Raw genomic sequence first — 15,746 nt, forward strand, 5'->3', positions numbered from 1 at the left:
AATGCTATAGGATACTTTAGTTCTTGCAGAATTTATATAAATGAATATTCAACATCCTGAAAAAGGTTTGACATGATCAGTCTCCCCTTGGTTTACACGATCCTAGCATTAATCGCTTATACCACGTCTTTTTGGTATTTATTCAGCCATTTAATGTCTAAACGTGCGCCGAACCATTGGTTTATTGGTGTTGTACTTGGTTTAGGCATGTTATTGCATGCAGGTGTTTTATATAACGACATGTTGACGCCTATGGGTGTGAACTATGACGTGTTCAACCTGATGTCTTTCACTTCAGGTCTCATGCTATTGCTCAGTGTGTTATTTAGTACCTATCGACCTGTGCTGGCAATGAACCTGTTGGGCATTCCTGTGGCAGCGACAGGGTTGATTTTGGGCTTCGCATTTAGTCGACAAAATCAATTTATAGAACAACATTCGCTGGGTTTAGACATCCATATCATCTTGTCACTTTCCGCGTATGCCGTCCTACTGATGGCAACAATTCAAGCGGTTATTTTGCGTTTACAAGACCGTGAACTAAAAAACAAGCAGAAAAAGCGTGTATGGGTGAGTCTGCTTCCATCCTTCCAAGCCATGGAATCTTTGCTATTTGATTTATTGATTGCTGGATTTGCACTACTGACCGTGGCGCTTGGGTTTGGTTTCTTTACCATCGATAACTTCTTTGCACAGCATTTGGCGCATAAAACTGCCTTTAGCATTATTTCATGGTTCGTCTATGGAGCTTTGCTTATTGGACACTATCGATTTGGCTGGCGTGGTCAAAAAGCTATTCGCTTTACCATTATTGGTTTTTGTCTTTTGGCAGTCGGCTTTATTGGATCTAAGTTTATTTTAGAAATGGTTTTGGGCCGCTAAGTCGACGATGAAACGATTTAATATTTTATCAAAAAGTAAGTTTTATCAAGAAGGGAGCTACGGCTCTCTTTTTTATAGCTTGATTATTCACATAAAAACAACAGGCATAAAAAAAGCGCTATACAGCGCTTTTTTTTCATTACGTCTAAATTATAGAGCAACGATGTTTACAGCATTCGGGCCTTTTTGACCTTGAGCGATGCTGAAAGAAACCTTTTGGCCTTCTTGCAAAGTTTTGAAGCCTGAACCAGTGATTTCGCTGAAGTGAGCAAAAACGTCAGGACCGTTGTCTTGTGCAATAAAACCGAAACCTTTAGTTTCGTTGAACCATTTAACTGTACCAGTAACTGTATTAGACATAATAATACCTATTAATTTGTTGATTTAGCCATTGGATGATGACTGACTATAACTTGGAAAATAATAAAGAATTGAACTTCATTTCTGTAAAAAACGAAGGATTATGACTAACACTGCGATACTTAAAGAAAATTTACGAAACAATACTTTTTTTCTAGTTGCAGCCATCATACATGAAATCTTAAAAGATTCAAGCACAGTATATGTTGTTGATTCCATTAAAAAACAACAGTATAAGCCATCTTCTTATTATTACTATCCATATGTATTTACTCATTTTATTGTTAAAGTTTTATGTCAGTCAAGACTTTACGACTTTGGTCCTAATTTCACCAAATAGTTACATAAAATCTTGTCATTTCGTATTCCGCGTCACCATAAGCACAAAACCTAGACATCCCTTTCAAAACCACGTATAACTCCGTTTTTCAATTTTTGGCTGTGTGACCGTGAAACTTGTTCTTGCGCCGATGGAAGGCTTAACCGACCCAATTATGCGAGATGTGTTGACGCATGTGGGGAGTTTTGACTGGTGTGTAACCGAGTTTATCCGTGTCACGGACTCTGTCCTGCCCGATCATATTTATCATAGCTATTGTCCTGAACTAAACAATGAAGGCAAAACTGCAGCAGGAACACCGGTTCATGTACAGTTCTTAGGTAACAATCCCATTATGCTCGCGGCAAATGCTGTACGCGCGGTAGAACTTGGTGCCCCTGCGATTGATATGAACTTTGGTTGCCCTGCAAAAACCGTCAACCGCCACCGTGGTGGTTCAGTTCTGCTGGATGAGCCTGAAGTGGTGTATGAGTTAGTCAAAGCTGTGCGTGATGCTGTTCCGAGTCATATTCCTGTATCAGCAAAAATGCGTTTGGGTTATATGGACCGTAACTTCACCATGGAAAATGCGCATGCCATCGAAGATGCAGGAGCTGCATGGGTTACAGTCCATGCGCGCACCAAAGCCGATGGTTACACCCCGCCTGCCTTTTGGGATCAGTTGCAACCCATTCGTGAAGCATTGAAAATTAACGTGATTGCCAACGGTGAAATTTGGAACAATGCCGATGCCAAACAGTGCCAACTCGAATCAGGTTGTGAAGACCTGATGATTGGTCGTGCTGCAGTCACCACCCCTGACATTACACAGTGTATCCGTCGTAATACCGATGAGCCGCTGATTACATGGCATGAACTACTTGGCTTACAAATTCGTTTCTTAAATGGATCGTATAAGAAAGAAATGAATATGGTCGGTCGTTATAAACAATGGCTCGGCATGATGTCGAAGCACTATCCAGAAGCCAAAGTCCTTTGGGATGAAGTAAAACGTGTCAAACCACTCGATGAAATCGTGGAAAAACTCAAAGCAGGTATGTAAGTTTTAAAACACATATCTCAGCGTAGCCGCAAAGCCTTTGAACACACCTACAGTGTTCAAAGGCTTTGTTGTTTAGCAAACTCTAAAATTGCGTCGATCTCATCTGCCAAAAACTCTTTCGGATGTTCCGAAGTCGGGTTCATCACCAAGCTTGCGCCTTTGGTAATCGCAAATAATTTTTCAGCACTGATCATGACAAATTCTGCATCTGCGCCAACATCCTGTTGAAGCATCGCAAGACTCAGAAAGAATGGAATGGCTTGCTCGCCCTGCTCCGTTTCCATCAATTGAAAATGTAAATGCTGCTCAGCATCACGCTCACCCAAACAATACACTTGGTTGGCTAAAAGTTGCTGATAAAAGTCTTGGTATTGCTCAGGATGATCTAAAGTCGATTCATAAAGATGTTGAAGCGTGTCGTTCATTGTTATTGTCCGTCTATTTTTATCAGTCAGATACTGTTCACAATCCACAGCATACAGGAAGTTTATGAATTATGCCGTTGATTTAAATCTTCAACGTGCTGTCGATTTGTTTTCCACGATTTTTCTAAAATTTCTTTTTCTAAACGCAACTGTATTCGTTTAAGTTTCATTTCAGAGATCACGGGTTGCCGAAAAGTTTGAACATAGTCCACCCAAGCTGTACCCCGAAAAACATTCGACGGCATCTCTGTTTTAAACACCACTTCAGGCATAAAAACAATCACAGAATGCATATTGTCTTTATCCAGTATATCGCTCAACACCTGTTCTAACACTTTCATATGTTTATAATTTTGGTGAATCGGATTTTGAAATTTAAAACTTTTTTTATAAATCTTTTGCGTCCATTGTTTTTGTCTTTCGCTCCCAAAAATCCAGCCCTTATAGTTTTTAGTTTCAATCACAAACACACCAAAAGGTTTAAAAGAAGATGATCAATTTGAGTGGTAGCTCCCTCGCCATCTGGTAAGGTCAAATCATTTAACAATATATAATGGTCTTTCAAATAAAGTTTGACATGAACGGTGACAGCAAACTCCCCCATTTTCCCCTTTAAATATGGTTTAAATGCTTTGATTGCCCCCACAATCAGTAACAATGGAATTAGCCACCAAAACGTCGAAATGAGGGGTGCAAAAATTTGAGAAATATTCACTAATTTGATTCATTATTTTAAATAAGTATATTTTCTATTTTATTGTAATTTCTCAATTTTTAACAATATTTCTTTATTTTCTAGACCGCCCGCAAAACCCACTAATTTTCCATTTGCCCCCACAACACGATGACAGGGTGCAATAATTGAAATTGGATTTTTACCATTGGCTGCACCGACAGCACGTACGGCTTTGACATTGCCGATCTGCTCTGCAATTTGTTTATAACTGCGAGTTTCTCCAAAAGGAATTGTCAGTAAAGCTTGCCAAACTTGTTGCTGAAATTCGGTACCTTCAAAGTCTAGCGGCAAGTCAAATTGCTGTCTTTTACCTGCAAAATATTCATTTAATTGCTGTGCAGTTTTGAGCAAAATCGGGTGTTGCCGATCTTCAACCAAAGCCGCCAATCGCACACGATTAGGGTTTTCATTTTCCCAAAGGACAGCCACCAATGCGGTTTCATGTGCAACAAGTTTTAATTGTCCAACGGGTGAATCTAAAAACTGATAAGAAAGTTGCATGACATACTCCAAGCTCAAAATCGCAGCACTTCATTATTCAGGAGGACGATAATTTCATCAAGACCAGTCCTGAAATAATCAGGACCGCAGCTAGCATGCGCATGGCATTGGCAGGCTCACCCAATACAACGATGCCGAGGATAAATGAACCCACTGCACCAATCCCTGTCCACACCGTATAGGCTGTACCCAACGGTAAGGATTTCATTGCATAAGACAATAAAGCGAAACTTGCGATCATGAAAACGATGGTCAAAATACTTGGCGTCAGTTTGCTAAAGCCTTCAGAGACTTTCATACAATACGCCCAAACCACCTCAAGCAATCCCGCTACAATTAATAAAACCCAAGCCATATTTTTACCCATAAAAAAAGCACAGAGGTCAATGACCGCTGTGCTTTAAAACATATTAACTTGAAGATAATTTCATCAAGATTAGACCAGAAATGATCAGTACTGTGGCTAACATCCGCATAGCAGTTGCAGGCTCACCGAGTATAAAAATCCCCACGAGGAATGAGCCAATCGCACCGATTCCTGTCCAAATGGTATAAGCCGTTCCTAGAGGCAATGTTTTCATGGCATACGCCAATAAACCAAAGCTCAGGATCATAAAAAATAAAGTGACTAAACTTGGGCCAAGTTTTGTAAAGCCTTCTGAGAGCTTCATCGAATAGGCCCAAACGATTTCAAAAATACCAGCGAATACCAGAACAACCCAGGCCATGATGCCTTCCTCCATATTAGTAGAGTCAGGTCGTCCTGACGATTTTTCTTACTGGCTTTGAACAAAGATGTAAGGGAGGTCGTTCCTCCGAATATTGTCTCAGTATAGCAAATATGCTGACTTTTAGTGCAGTCTTTACATTTTTTGACCAAATTCAGGGCGTTATTCAGTTGAGTAAAACTCTAGTGCAGATGATTTGCGCCAAAACATAGCATGTCTGTTCAAAGGACAGATTCAGAAATAAAAAAGGCATCACCAAAACCTGTTGATGATGCCCTCTTTATTTGGTCTATTCGCCGATTAGAACTTCAGACGTACACCTGCGCCATACCACCATTGTTTTTCACTTCCAGTTTCAGCTTGCCATGCCGTATGCTGATTTCCTTTTTCATAGCTGTAAGCAACATCGATAAATGGCATCAACTTTTTATTAATTTCATAGCGTGTTTCTAGCCCTAGCCATACAGCACTGAGTCCTGTTTTTTGTGCATAGGCAGAATCATCACTCAGCACCACATCTAGGTTCAGATACGGTTTTAAAATCAATTTTTGCGTCAGCAGCAGATCACGTTCGGTTTCTAAAGAAAAACTGACCTGTTTTTCTGCACCAAGATATAAATAAGCATCGGTTTCAAAGAAATAAGGTGCCAGACCATGCAGACCCACCGCAGCATCTAACTGTTCCTTGTCCGTCACTTGATGTTCATCGACACGATAACGTGCGCCAATTTGCGCATCCCAAAAGTCAGAGATCATACGGCTATACATCACTTGAGCCGCATAATCAGCGTCTTGAGATTCTGCTTTATCGGCATGTAGTTTGATGAAGAGCTTATTTTCATCGGTCCCGATTCGACTCTCAATTTCAGTCTTTAAACTTCCACGACCATCGGCATTATTGAGCCATCGACTGTCGATCTCAGTCGCTTGATAAATCTGTCCACCATGTTCACGCTTATGATCAACAGGATGCTGCGCAGAAGCAGCACGTGACGCAATAGATGATACATTTGCATGTTCTGCATGTTCTGCATGTTCTGCATGTTCTGCATGTTCTGCATGTTCTGCATGTTCTGCATGTTCTGCATGTTCTGCATGTTCTGCATGTTCTGCAGTATGCTCCATCTGGCTCGATTCAATCGCTGTTTGTATCTCTTGATGCGACGAATCATGTGAGGAATGCGACTCATGTTGAGCTGACGTCGGCATGCTGTGATGTGCATCTTGCGCCATGGTCATTTGAGTGACCGATGCCAAAGCTAAACTTAGAACCGTATATGTGCATGGTTTAATGATGCGCATGAGACACCTCCTTTTGCGGTACAGATGCCGTTTTCGTATTCTCTGCGACCTTTGCGACCACAAGTTTATTCATCATCCCTGCAGACATGTGATACAGCAAGTGACAATGAATCGCCCATTCCCCTAATTCATTGGCCGTTAACAGAGCCGTCACTGTTTTCCCCGGCGGCACAATCACCGTATGTTTATTTGGCATTTCAGAAGACATTTGCCCATTTTCCAATTGCATAAACATGCCATGTAAATGCATCGGATGCGCCATCATGCTGTCATTGACAAATTTCAATCGAATTCGCTCACCATATTTCACCTGCAGTGGTTCGGCTTCACTGAATTTTTTGCCATTCATGGTCCACATGTAGCGTTCCATCGTTCCACCCAAATGAATAACCAAATCTTGCGTCGCTTCACGTGTATCAGGCTGCGGGGTTAACGCTTTTAAATCACTATATTGCAAGGCCTTATCACCGACAGGTGTTGAAGCATTGGCCCAACCCATAACCGTTGCTGAATTTTCAACTGCATGCATCTCTCCTTTAGACTGTGCATGATCCATCGCTGCATGCGTATCATGTTTCATGGATGAATCCATTGAAGAGTGGTTCATTGATGAATGATCCATCACACTATGATCCATATTGGCATGCGCCGTATCTGACATGTTCTGTTTATGCATCTCTGGATGTTGCATAGCAATATGTGCAGTCACTGGGGAATGGTCCATGTCATGTCCCATAGCGGCATGATCATGTACTTGATTCGGCTGAATCTTTGACTGATTTTCAGTATGCGCGTTGTGCTCATGAGCATTCGCTTGCTGGATTGCTGAAGTTTGGGTTGAGCCTGTAGTAGTATGTCCCATATTGCTATGATCCATACCTGACATTGAACCATGGCCCATATCTTCCATGGTCAACAAAGCGCGTGGTCGTGCTTTTGGCATACGAATGCCTGAGTGCTGAGGCTGTGTTTCATCATGTAAAGTGCCAATCGCAAATCCTGTCCGATCAATCGATTCAGCTTCAATCTGATAATGCGCAGACTTAGGCTCTACGATCACATCGTAGGTTTCCGCTGCACCAATACGGAATTCATCAACATCGACTGGTTTGACCGCTTGACCGTCTGCACTGACCACCGTCATTTTGAGCTGAGGAATACGCACATCAAAAAACGACATAGCCGCAGCATTTACAAAACGAAGTCTGACTTTTTCATTGGGCTTAAACATCCCCGTCCAGTTCTGCTGTGGTGTTTTGCCATTCACTAAAAACGTATAACCCGTGACATCAGACAAATCCGTTTTCAGCATACGCATCTGATTCCACATCGAACGGTCTTGCCACGTATTTTTAAAACCTGTTCGTTGAATCTGCGTCCATACATCTGAAACTGTTTCACGCTGATTTTGATAGTATTCGGCAGACTTTTTCAGATTTGCCATAATCTGAGCGCTAGATGATTCATGAAAATCCGACAGCATGACCACATAATCACGTTGCGTCTGTTCATGTGCTGCAAGTGCTTGTTTGCCTTTCGGATAAATCACTAAAACGCCATACAATCCGTCTTGTTCTTGGCCTTTGGAATGCGCGTGATACCAATAGGTTCCGCTTTGACGGACTTTAAATTTGTAAGTAAAGCTACCGTCAGGCTGAATTTCATTGAAACCATTAAAGCCGGGTACACCATCCATTAAACCGGGCAGCAATAGACCATGCCAATGCACTGAGGTATTTTGTTTTTTGAGCTGATTATGCACATGGATGACCGCATCATCGCCTTCTTCAAACTCCAGTAATGGTGCTGGAAACTGACCATTGACGCTGATTTTCTTGACCGCTTTACCAGTCAAATTGATGGTCTTTTCATCAATATTCAGATGATATTCTTTAATGGCTGCAAACGCCCACGTTGGTGACAGCAGACATACCCCGAGCACGAGGCCTGATTTAAATAAATTAGACATGACTTAACCTTTATAAAATAACGAAAAAACGTATTTAATACTCAGGTTAAGCTTGCGGAGGTCTTAGAATTTCTTGCCAAAAGCCTTTTAAATGCTGTCCAGCAAAAATGAAACGAGGGGGTTCTGCATAGTGATGCACATGGAAGGTCTGCAATGCGACCAAGGCGCTATCGACATAAGAGGTACTGATTTGGCAATGTGCGAGTGTACAGTCCTGACAGTCTGTACTTTGTGTTGTTGAATGATGCACCTGACCATCTTGCAGTGCAGATGGCGAATCTAAAGATTGATGACAATCCATTATTGAAATGACTTCAGATGTCGTCTGCTTGCCATGATGTGCTGCATGCTCAGGAACAGCTTGCCGCTGATTTTGATGGCAATTTGCCATTTTAAAATGCGAAGGATCAGTATGTGCTGCATGAACTGATGCCTGATGGGCATTCGCAGTCATCATTTGTTGATGTTGAAAATTTTGCTGTGCACTGACCACGCTGCTCCACCCCATGACAAACGCCATGAGCCAAGCAAAGCCAAGATGCTTACGCAAAAAATTGAACAATTTAGTATCCTAATTCAACCCAATGATGCACTGTGACAACATGTCCCGAATAACACATCCTTAGAAACATCACGCGATCAGCTCAGCCGAAATCTGCATGAAACACCATGATGAAGTTATTTACGATTCAAATGCAATTACATGACATTCGTATCAACATGACATGCAGCTGGACCGATTTATCCATCATGAAAAATACATTCAGAAATATCTAAAAGCATTATCCAGTGCGATCGATGATGTGTTTTGCCAGTCGCAGCTTATCTCAATAGTTGCTAACAGCATAATTAATTGTGCAGTTATTCACAACAGTTTAAATTTATTGCGCTATCATAAAAATCAGCGCATATCGTCCAGTTAAAACATAAAAGTTATTTTTTAAACTGATTAATTATTTACCACAGATTAATAAATACACAATATTTCAAATACTTTGACCCATATAAAAAGGACTCAATTGAGTCCTTTTTATACTTAATACGTCTAATTATTAAACCATTGATGCACAATCGTTTATAATTTATTCAAGTTATCCATATACTTATCTACACAGATATCCATACGGTTATCCATATAGTTATCCACAAGCCATGAATAACTTATACCCAAAGGCTTAAGCCTCTTGAGCATGCACTTTTGCCAATTCAGAACGCATGTCATCAATCACAGCTTTATAATCAGGCTTACCAAAAATCGCTGAACCTGCAACGAACATATCTGCACCAGCTTCAGCAATGTCACGGATATTGGCTGGGGTAACACCACCATCCACTTCTAAGCGAATATCACGACCTGAAGCATCAATAATTTTTCGTGCTTGACGCAGCTTTTCTAAAGTCATTGGAATGAACTTTTGACCGCCAAAACCAGGGTTCACACTCATCAACAAGACTTGGTCAACTTTATCTAAAACGTAGTCTAAATAATGCAGAGGTGTCGCAGGGTTAAACACCAAGCCCGCTTGCGCACCCCCAGATTTGATTAACTGTAAAGAGCGGTCAATGTGGTCAGTCGCTTCTGGGTGGAAAGTGATGATATCTGCGCCAGCTTCCAAGAAATCACCAATCATACGGTCTACCGGTGAAACCATAAGATGAACATCAATTGGCGCTTTAATGCCATATTTTTTCAATGCCTTACAAACGCCCGCACCAAAAGTTAAGTTCGGTACATAATGATTATCCATGACATCGAAATGAACAACATCTGCACCTGCTTCTAGAACATTTTCAACTTCTTCACCTAAGCGCGCAAAGTCTGCTGACAAAATTGAAGGTGCGATTAAGAATGGCTTGGACATGAAAAACCTAGCTTTGAAAAGGGAGTGATTGACGCATTATAGCAAATTGTCCCCCTATTCGCTGCCCATGCCCTTAGTCGATTTTTCGATGCCGATGATTGAGATCTCTCTAATAAAGAAACCTAGGATGAACTGATGTTACGCAGTAACATCAGAAGCGAAATTGGTTCAAATAAAAGAACGATACGCGGTAACGTCATCCGCAATTGTTTGAGACAGCACGACTTCTCATCAATTTTTTTTTGCAATACTTTAAATAAATAGACGCTAGAGAGCGAGTTTTGCGGTGAGGAGCATTGCTCTGCAAGATGGTTTCGTTGCGAAGCTTCGCTTCTCATTTTGCCTAATGAGAAACATCGTTTCGTAAGAGTACCTCCAGCCGAAGGCTAATCCCTTTATTTAAGCCCTAGATGTAAGACTCCGTCGAATTGACTTAAATATCATTTTAAAAATGCAAAATTATTTTTTGCGTGCGTAACATCAGTGATTAATATGAATAAAGACCACTGCGGTAGAAACACAGCGTTGCATTTTTAGACTTAACGGGCATCTATGTACTTTGCTAAGTTAAAGGACTGACGACTTAATAATAAAATTGCATCTATGAAAAGTTCAACACACATCACCACCGCCCAAGCAGCACGTGTTGCTAAGCGCTTAGTTAATCATTGGAAACATAAATTTGAAGTCAATGAACAGATCATTGGAGAAAATACTGCATTCAAGATTCAACTACCCTCCGCAGAGGTCAGCCTTCTACCACAAGCTGCATTTTTAGATGTAGTAATTTCAGCCCAAGATCCAAGTGCAAATCTAGATCAATTGGAACATGTGGTTTTAGATCATTTAATCCGCATGGGACAAGAAGAACTCAGTGCAACATGGCAACGCGAACCGTAGTCTACGTCGCCATATTGTCAAAGCCTTTCACTCAATGCTGATGTGATTGATAATTTCTAACTGCATCAATACGAGCTTTCGTCGCTGGATGTGACTCAAAGAAGTCTGTCCAAGATCTCTGATCTTTGGCAGTTTCATCCCTTGTACCTTTCTCTTTTGCTGTTTCACCATCAGCTTCATCTTCCATACGTTGTAAGAAGTTTGCAAAATGTGCCGTTGGAATTTGATGTTTTGAAAGTTGTTTTAGGGCATATAAATCTGCTTCTGATTCAAAGTCTCGTGAGTAACTCGCACCCACCGCAGCCACTGGCAAACTGGTGAGAATGTCAGAGCCATCCCCTGTAATCATCAACAAAATAATACTGATGCCTAAACCTGACAAACTTTGCTGCAAACTATGGCGTTGAACTAAATGCCCCTGCTCATGTGCAAGCACACCTATGAGCTCATAATCATTTTTCGCTAATTTAACCAACTCATCTGTCACGATAATGGTGTTATTGGGTATCGCCAATGCATTTGCACCGATGCTACCACCACCGCGGAATAACAACTTCGCAGGACGATTTTCAGCCACCAATTGTTGATATTCTTGTTTCAGTTTGTCTTGGCGTGCTTGTGGCAATTTTGTGGGTTCAGTCATATCGATAATATATTTTTCCGCCTGATCGCCCCAACTCGTTAAAGCGGTCTCAGGCAGTTGATTGGCCACCACATGTGACGCCGCAGGTATGCCCCATTTAATCAAGACAAAAGCAAAAGCCACCACAAAAATCACACTAAAAATGATTAGAGAAGGTGAACGCTCTAATTTCCAAATCGAATGCCAACGCGACTTCACATCGAGATTAAACCACTCCGGCAAGGGTTGATGAAACTCTAAACGAGCATCGTCCTTTAACTCGATCACTGGCTGAATATCACCTAACGCTCCAATCAGCGTCATATCTTGATAGGTGTAATGCTGCGTTTGTTCTAGGTCTTGACCATAACGCACAATCACGGCATGTTCCCCATCTGCGCTGATTTGAGCAACAAAGGGTTTTGACACTTTCCCATCATAATAGGTTGCATTCACTACTGATGTTTTCATGTAATTCACCTGTGTTATAAGGAAATATCTAGGTCAAAAATATCGGATAATTCTTCAGCAATTGCATTGTGATCTTGCTGCATTTGATTTTGTAATTGGTCAGGATCATCGACCAACATTAAATGCAAAGATTCCGTCTGATATTTATATAGTCGCACAACTGCCCATGGTGTCAGTAAACCGAGGCTAATCACTTTAGCCAACCAATTACTCAAGACAATCCATGCATAGCGCCATTGATTACAGTCCGTATGAAACTGACTGCGGCTCAACGTGGTGTTATTCCAAGTGGTAATAAAAATACGTGCAGCTGTGAGTGGCCAAATAAACATATAGCCAATCAAATACATACCAAAAATAATGAAGACATAAGATGCGTCATTTAAACCATCTGAACTACCAAACAGTATTGCAAAGATTACTGCCAGCAATGCACCAAAGCCCATAAACAGAAATAAAGGCACATACATGGCACGCATATAATCGCCCCACGTATTATTCAGATTAAATTTCAACTGCCCCAGATACAAATGATTCAGACATTCACGTTTATATAGCCAGACCGCAACTGGTGTAAACAATCCAAGGGTAAAGACAACCACCGCAAGACATTTGACAAAACACCAATACGCGCTTTTATTCGTCCCAGAAAAAAAGAATCGGCTATTACTAAACTTACTGTTACGGGCACGGAAGCGAATCGTAGATCGAATGAGCCAAGGAACCGCAAAGAAGATTAGGACAAAGCCCGCTAAGAAAGCTTCCCAAGAATAATTTATAGCAAAAGAGAAACCACCATAGACCACTAGCGCAATGATTCGCCCGACTAAAATTTTTGTAGGCAAACCGGTAAAGTCAAAACAACGCTGAAACACCCAAGTATTACCGTAAAAATACCGTAAACGGCGGACCTTTGCCCAAGGCGCATAAAGTCCAAGCGTGACAATCGTCAGTAAGATATTCACAATCCAAATACCGAAATATTCAGACGCATTACCTTTAAACCTAAAATGATAATTTCTTCCCAAAACATCAGCCTGTTCTGTCTCACCAAATAGACTCGGTGGATTCATCACGGGCAGCTCTGGCGGAAGCGGCGTTTCCATTTGTGAATTTTGCATAAGTACCCTAAATTATTTTTTTTGGTATGTCGAATTTATTCATTTGCATGGCAATGCTCATCACCATGCTTTATTTATACGTATATCAAAGCAAGCTATGCCTCAATATTTTTAACTACTGGCTTTTAGATTAATGAACTACTGTTTGCAATTGGACAGCGTGAAATTGCAAATGATCATCCATAAAACTTTGAATAAAATAATAACCATGATCATAGCCTGCATGTTCACGCAGTTCGAGTGGCTGCCCAACTTGCTCACACGCTTGCTGAAACAACGCCGGATTTAACTGGCTATAAAATTGATCATCAATGCCTTGGTCAATCAAAATGGCTTTAAACAAAGCCCCTTTGGATTGCACTAAAGCTGTAGCATCATGCTGAAGCCACTGCTGACGGTCTGAACCTAGATATTGACTAAAGGCTTTTTCGCCCCAAGGACACTGACTCGGCGCACAAATCGGTGCAAAAGCAGAAACCGATTTAAACAGGTCAGGATGCTTCAACGCTAAAGTTAATGCACCATGACCGCCCATACTATGTCCGAATATGCCAATCGCACCCTTTTGTACCGGAAATTCAGCCTGTACCAACGAATACAATTCTTCAGTGATAAAACGTTCCATTTGATAATGCTCGGCCCAAGGTTGTTCCGTTGCATTAATATAAAAGCCTGCGCCTTGCCCAATATCCCAATGATCGCCTTGCGCCACCTGTTCCCCACGTGGAGAAGTATCAGGGCTGATTAAAATCAGGCCGAGCTGCGCAGCTAAACACTGTGCATGCGCTTTAATGGCAAAGGTTTCTTCAGTACAGGTTAATCCCGCCAAATAAAACAATGCAGGACACGCTTGGCCTTGCAAGGCTGCTTCCGGCAGAAAAATACCGAACTTTGTTGGGGTTTTTAGACTTGAAGAATCCAATTGATAAATGCGCTGCTCACCCGCAAAACAAGTATTTCGTTGTACTAATTCCATGATCTTTATCCTAAACTTTTTTAATCTTTTAAGGCGTAACCGTCGTAGCCGGTGCAGTAGTTGTCGGCGGGAACAATCGTTGTTCTAATTGAGGCAACATTAATGCCATGTTTTTCCCCATAGACCACTGTGGTTCAGAAGGTTCGAAACCTTGCGCTGCTTCCCATTTCGCTACAGTCGCTTTGGTTTCATTAAATGCCGCTTGAATACTGGTCTGCTCACGCATCGCCTGATCAAAGAACGCACGGCCAAAATAGGTGTATTCAGCTTCATTCGAACAGCCAAAAGACTGACGATCTGCTGCCGATGCAGTAATGATTAAAGTATTATCATTTTGTAGTGCTGGAATAAAACTGCCTGAATAACATGAAGAAATCACAATTACACGCCAACGAATTCCGGATGCATCCAAGGCTTCTTTTAACCATTTAGGATCGACTTGCGCCAAATCCAAAGGTGCATTTTCCATTTCAAAGACATTCGGTAAACCATGTGAGGTCATATATAAAAATAAGACATCACTTTCTCGGTTCATCTGTTGACCAATACGACGCAGCGCCAACTCCATACTGGTTTTAGATGCCAGCGGAATTTCAGTACGCGTTGCGGGGTTATTGATAAGCTCAACCGAACGCCCATAGGTGCCAAAACGTGTATCAAACTGTTCTTTAATCCGTTCAATTTCCAGTTTAAAGACATCTTGATAACTCGCACCTGCCACCCCTAAGAAGTACCAATGGGATTGGGCAAATTCACCATATTCCACTGCATCCAAGGATTTATTGAGTAAACGGCTTTGTGCATAGAAGGCATCTTCAGCAAAGCTTGGAGGAACTTCTTCAACTTTCCAAATCGGCTGATCTTTGACTGAGACTTGCCACACGACCAAAGTAAATAGCGTCGCACCCATAATCAGTGCACGCTCCCACCATGGCCATTTCAGCTCACGTGAAAACACCCAAACGACAGCCAAACTTTGCCAAACAAATAGAATAATGAATAACGTTGGAATGTAGTCATACAGAAAGTATGGGAGAAAATCGAGATCTCCTAAATATTGAATCAAACATTGAAACAACATGATGTGCGTATCAAGCACCAACCAAAGCAATGCAGGGACCAACATTAACCGTGGATTATTTACACGTTGTGATAGGAAAATCCCCACAATTAAAGCAATAAATGGCCACAATGCATAACTTATAAGACCTTGAGCGTTAAATTCACCAATACGCCCCGTGCTCAGCCAACTAAATAAACTGTTAGCACAACCACCTAAAATCCCCCAAAACACCAATTGTAAAATCGATGGACGAACGATTTGTAAAGAACGACGAGACCCAAAAAATAACCACATCCCCGCAGTTTGGTTGCTTTTAAAATCATGCCAAAAATTGATGGAGGGTTTGAAATCAATCATAGAGTTCTAATGGTGGCCTTGGCTCGCTTAATTGCACAAATAATTTTATGCCTGATGTCGTTTTTAGCAATGCTATTTTTTAACTATAT

At 41.3% G+C, this 15,746-nt stretch carries 16 protein-coding genes and 1 pseudogene; 3 read left to right on the forward strand and 14 right to left on the reverse strand.

Annotated elements, in window-relative coordinates; translation table 11 throughout:
* Window positions 1-72: 72 nt before the first annotated feature.
* The gene (locus FTV38_RS03690) at window positions 73-882 is read left to right on the forward strand and encodes an inner membrane protein YpjD (RefSeq protein WP_078191164.1); all 810 of its coding nucleotides are present in this window, start codon (window positions 73-75) and stop codon (window positions 880-882) included.
* A gap of 150 nt (window positions 883-1,032) precedes the next feature.
* Here the strand turns inward: FTV38_RS03690 and FTV38_RS03695 are convergent, their stop codons facing one another.
* Window positions 1,033-1,242 (reverse strand): cold-shock protein, encoded by a 210-nt coding sequence (locus tag FTV38_RS03695; RefSeq protein WP_067761877.1) that lies wholly within the window; start codon window positions 1,240-1,242, stop codon window positions 1,033-1,035.
* Window positions 1,243-1,691: 449 nt separating this feature from the next.
* Between FTV38_RS03695 and FTV38_RS03700 the strand changes: the two genes are divergently transcribed.
* Entirely contained in the window at window positions 1,692-2,624 is a 933-nt protein-coding gene (locus tag FTV38_RS03700) for a tRNA-dihydrouridine synthase (RefSeq protein ID WP_180021419.1), read from the forward strand.
* 56 nt (window positions 2,625-2,680) lie between these two features.
* On the opposite strand, the gene FTV38_RS03705 is transcribed toward FTV38_RS03700, so the two are convergent.
* From FTV38_RS03705 to rpe, 9 genes and pseudogenes are all read right to left on the reverse strand, one after another.
* Window positions 2,681-3,049, reverse strand: a complete 369-nt coding sequence (locus FTV38_RS03705) for an SseB family protein (protein ID WP_180005011.1) — start codon at window positions 3,047-3,049, stop codon at window positions 2,681-2,683.
* 62 nt (window positions 3,050-3,111) lie between these two features.
* Window positions 3,112-3,758 (reverse strand): annotated as a pseudogene (locus FTV38_RS03710) (NERD domain-containing protein).
* 45 nt (window positions 3,759-3,803) lie between these two features.
* Window positions 3,804-4,286 (reverse strand): methylated-DNA--[protein]-cysteine S-methyltransferase, encoded by a 483-nt coding sequence (locus tag FTV38_RS03715; protein WP_180005010.1) that lies wholly within the window; start codon window positions 4,284-4,286, stop codon window positions 3,804-3,806.
* A gap of 37 nt (window positions 4,287-4,323) precedes the next feature.
* Window positions 4,324-4,641 (reverse strand): quaternary ammonium compound efflux SMR transporter SugE, encoded by a 318-nt coding sequence (gene sugE / locus FTV38_RS03720; protein ID WP_078191206.1) that lies wholly within the window; start codon window positions 4,639-4,641, stop codon window positions 4,324-4,326.
* Between the two features lie 55 nt (window positions 4,642-4,696).
* Complete coding sequence (locus FTV38_RS03725) at window positions 4,697-5,014, reverse strand: multidrug efflux SMR transporter (RefSeq protein ID WP_180005009.1); 318 nt, start codon at window positions 5,012-5,014, stop codon at window positions 4,697-4,699.
* 300 nt (window positions 5,015-5,314) lie between these two features.
* Window positions 5,315-6,316, reverse strand: coding sequence for a copper resistance protein B (locus FTV38_RS03730; protein WP_180021421.1), 1,002 nt, complete (start codon window positions 6,314-6,316; stop codon window positions 5,315-5,317).
* A complete protein-coding gene (locus tag FTV38_RS03735; RefSeq protein WP_180021423.1) occupies window positions 6,303-8,285 on the reverse strand; it encodes a multicopper oxidase domain-containing protein in 1,983 nt (660 codons plus the stop codon). Before FTV38_RS03735 ends, FTV38_RS03730 begins: the two co-directional genes overlap by 14 nt.
* A 46-nt stretch (window positions 8,286-8,331) precedes the next feature.
* Window positions 8,332-8,847, reverse strand: coding sequence for a hypothetical protein (locus tag FTV38_RS03740; protein ID WP_180021425.1), 516 nt, complete (start codon window positions 8,845-8,847; stop codon window positions 8,332-8,334).
* A gap of 613 nt (window positions 8,848-9,460) precedes the next feature.
* A complete protein-coding gene (gene rpe, locus FTV38_RS03745) occupies window positions 9,461-10,147 on the reverse strand; it encodes a ribulose-phosphate 3-epimerase (RefSeq protein ID WP_078192356.1) in 687 nt (228 codons plus the stop codon).
* 603 nt (window positions 10,148-10,750) lie between these two features.
* Between rpe and FTV38_RS03750 the strand changes: the two genes are divergently transcribed.
* Window positions 10,751-11,047 carry a DUF2218 domain-containing protein gene (locus FTV38_RS03750; RefSeq protein ID WP_078191173.1) on the forward strand — a complete coding sequence of 99 codons (297 nt, stop codon included), beginning with the start codon at window positions 10,751-10,753 and terminating at the stop codon, window positions 11,045-11,047.
* Window positions 11,048-11,078: 31 nt separating this feature from the next.
* Here the strand turns inward: FTV38_RS03750 and FTV38_RS03755 are convergent, their stop codons facing one another.
* The 4 genes from FTV38_RS03755 to FTV38_RS03770 all read right to left on the reverse strand — a co-directional run bounded on the left by FTV38_RS03755 (window position 11,079) and on the right by FTV38_RS03770 (window position 15,657).
* Window positions 11,079-12,140, reverse strand: coding sequence for a M48 family metallopeptidase (locus tag FTV38_RS03755; RefSeq protein ID WP_180021427.1), 1,062 nt, complete (start codon window positions 12,138-12,140; stop codon window positions 11,079-11,081).
* A gap of 14 nt (window positions 12,141-12,154) precedes the next feature.
* Window positions 12,155-13,261: a YjgN family protein gene (locus FTV38_RS03760; protein WP_180021429.1), complete on the reverse strand. Its 1,107-nt coding sequence runs from the start codon at window positions 13,259-13,261 to the stop codon at window positions 12,155-12,157.
* 130 nt (window positions 13,262-13,391) lie between these two features.
* The gene (fghA, locus tag FTV38_RS03765) at window positions 13,392-14,237 is read right to left on the reverse strand and encodes an S-formylglutathione hydrolase (RefSeq protein WP_180021431.1); all 846 of its coding nucleotides are present in this window, start codon (window positions 14,235-14,237) and stop codon (window positions 13,392-13,394) included.
* Window positions 14,238-14,265: 28 nt separating this feature from the next.
* Window positions 14,266-15,657 carry a C13 family peptidase gene (locus tag FTV38_RS03770; protein WP_180021433.1) on the reverse strand — a complete coding sequence of 464 codons (1,392 nt, stop codon included), beginning with the start codon at window positions 15,655-15,657 and terminating at the stop codon, window positions 14,266-14,268.
* Window positions 15,658-15,746 lie beyond the last annotated feature (89 nt).

This window comes from Acinetobacter sp. YH16044 (assembly GCF_013417145.1).
GTDB classification, from domain to species: domain Bacteria; phylum Pseudomonadota; class Gammaproteobacteria; order Pseudomonadales; family Moraxellaceae; genus Acinetobacter; species Acinetobacter amyesii.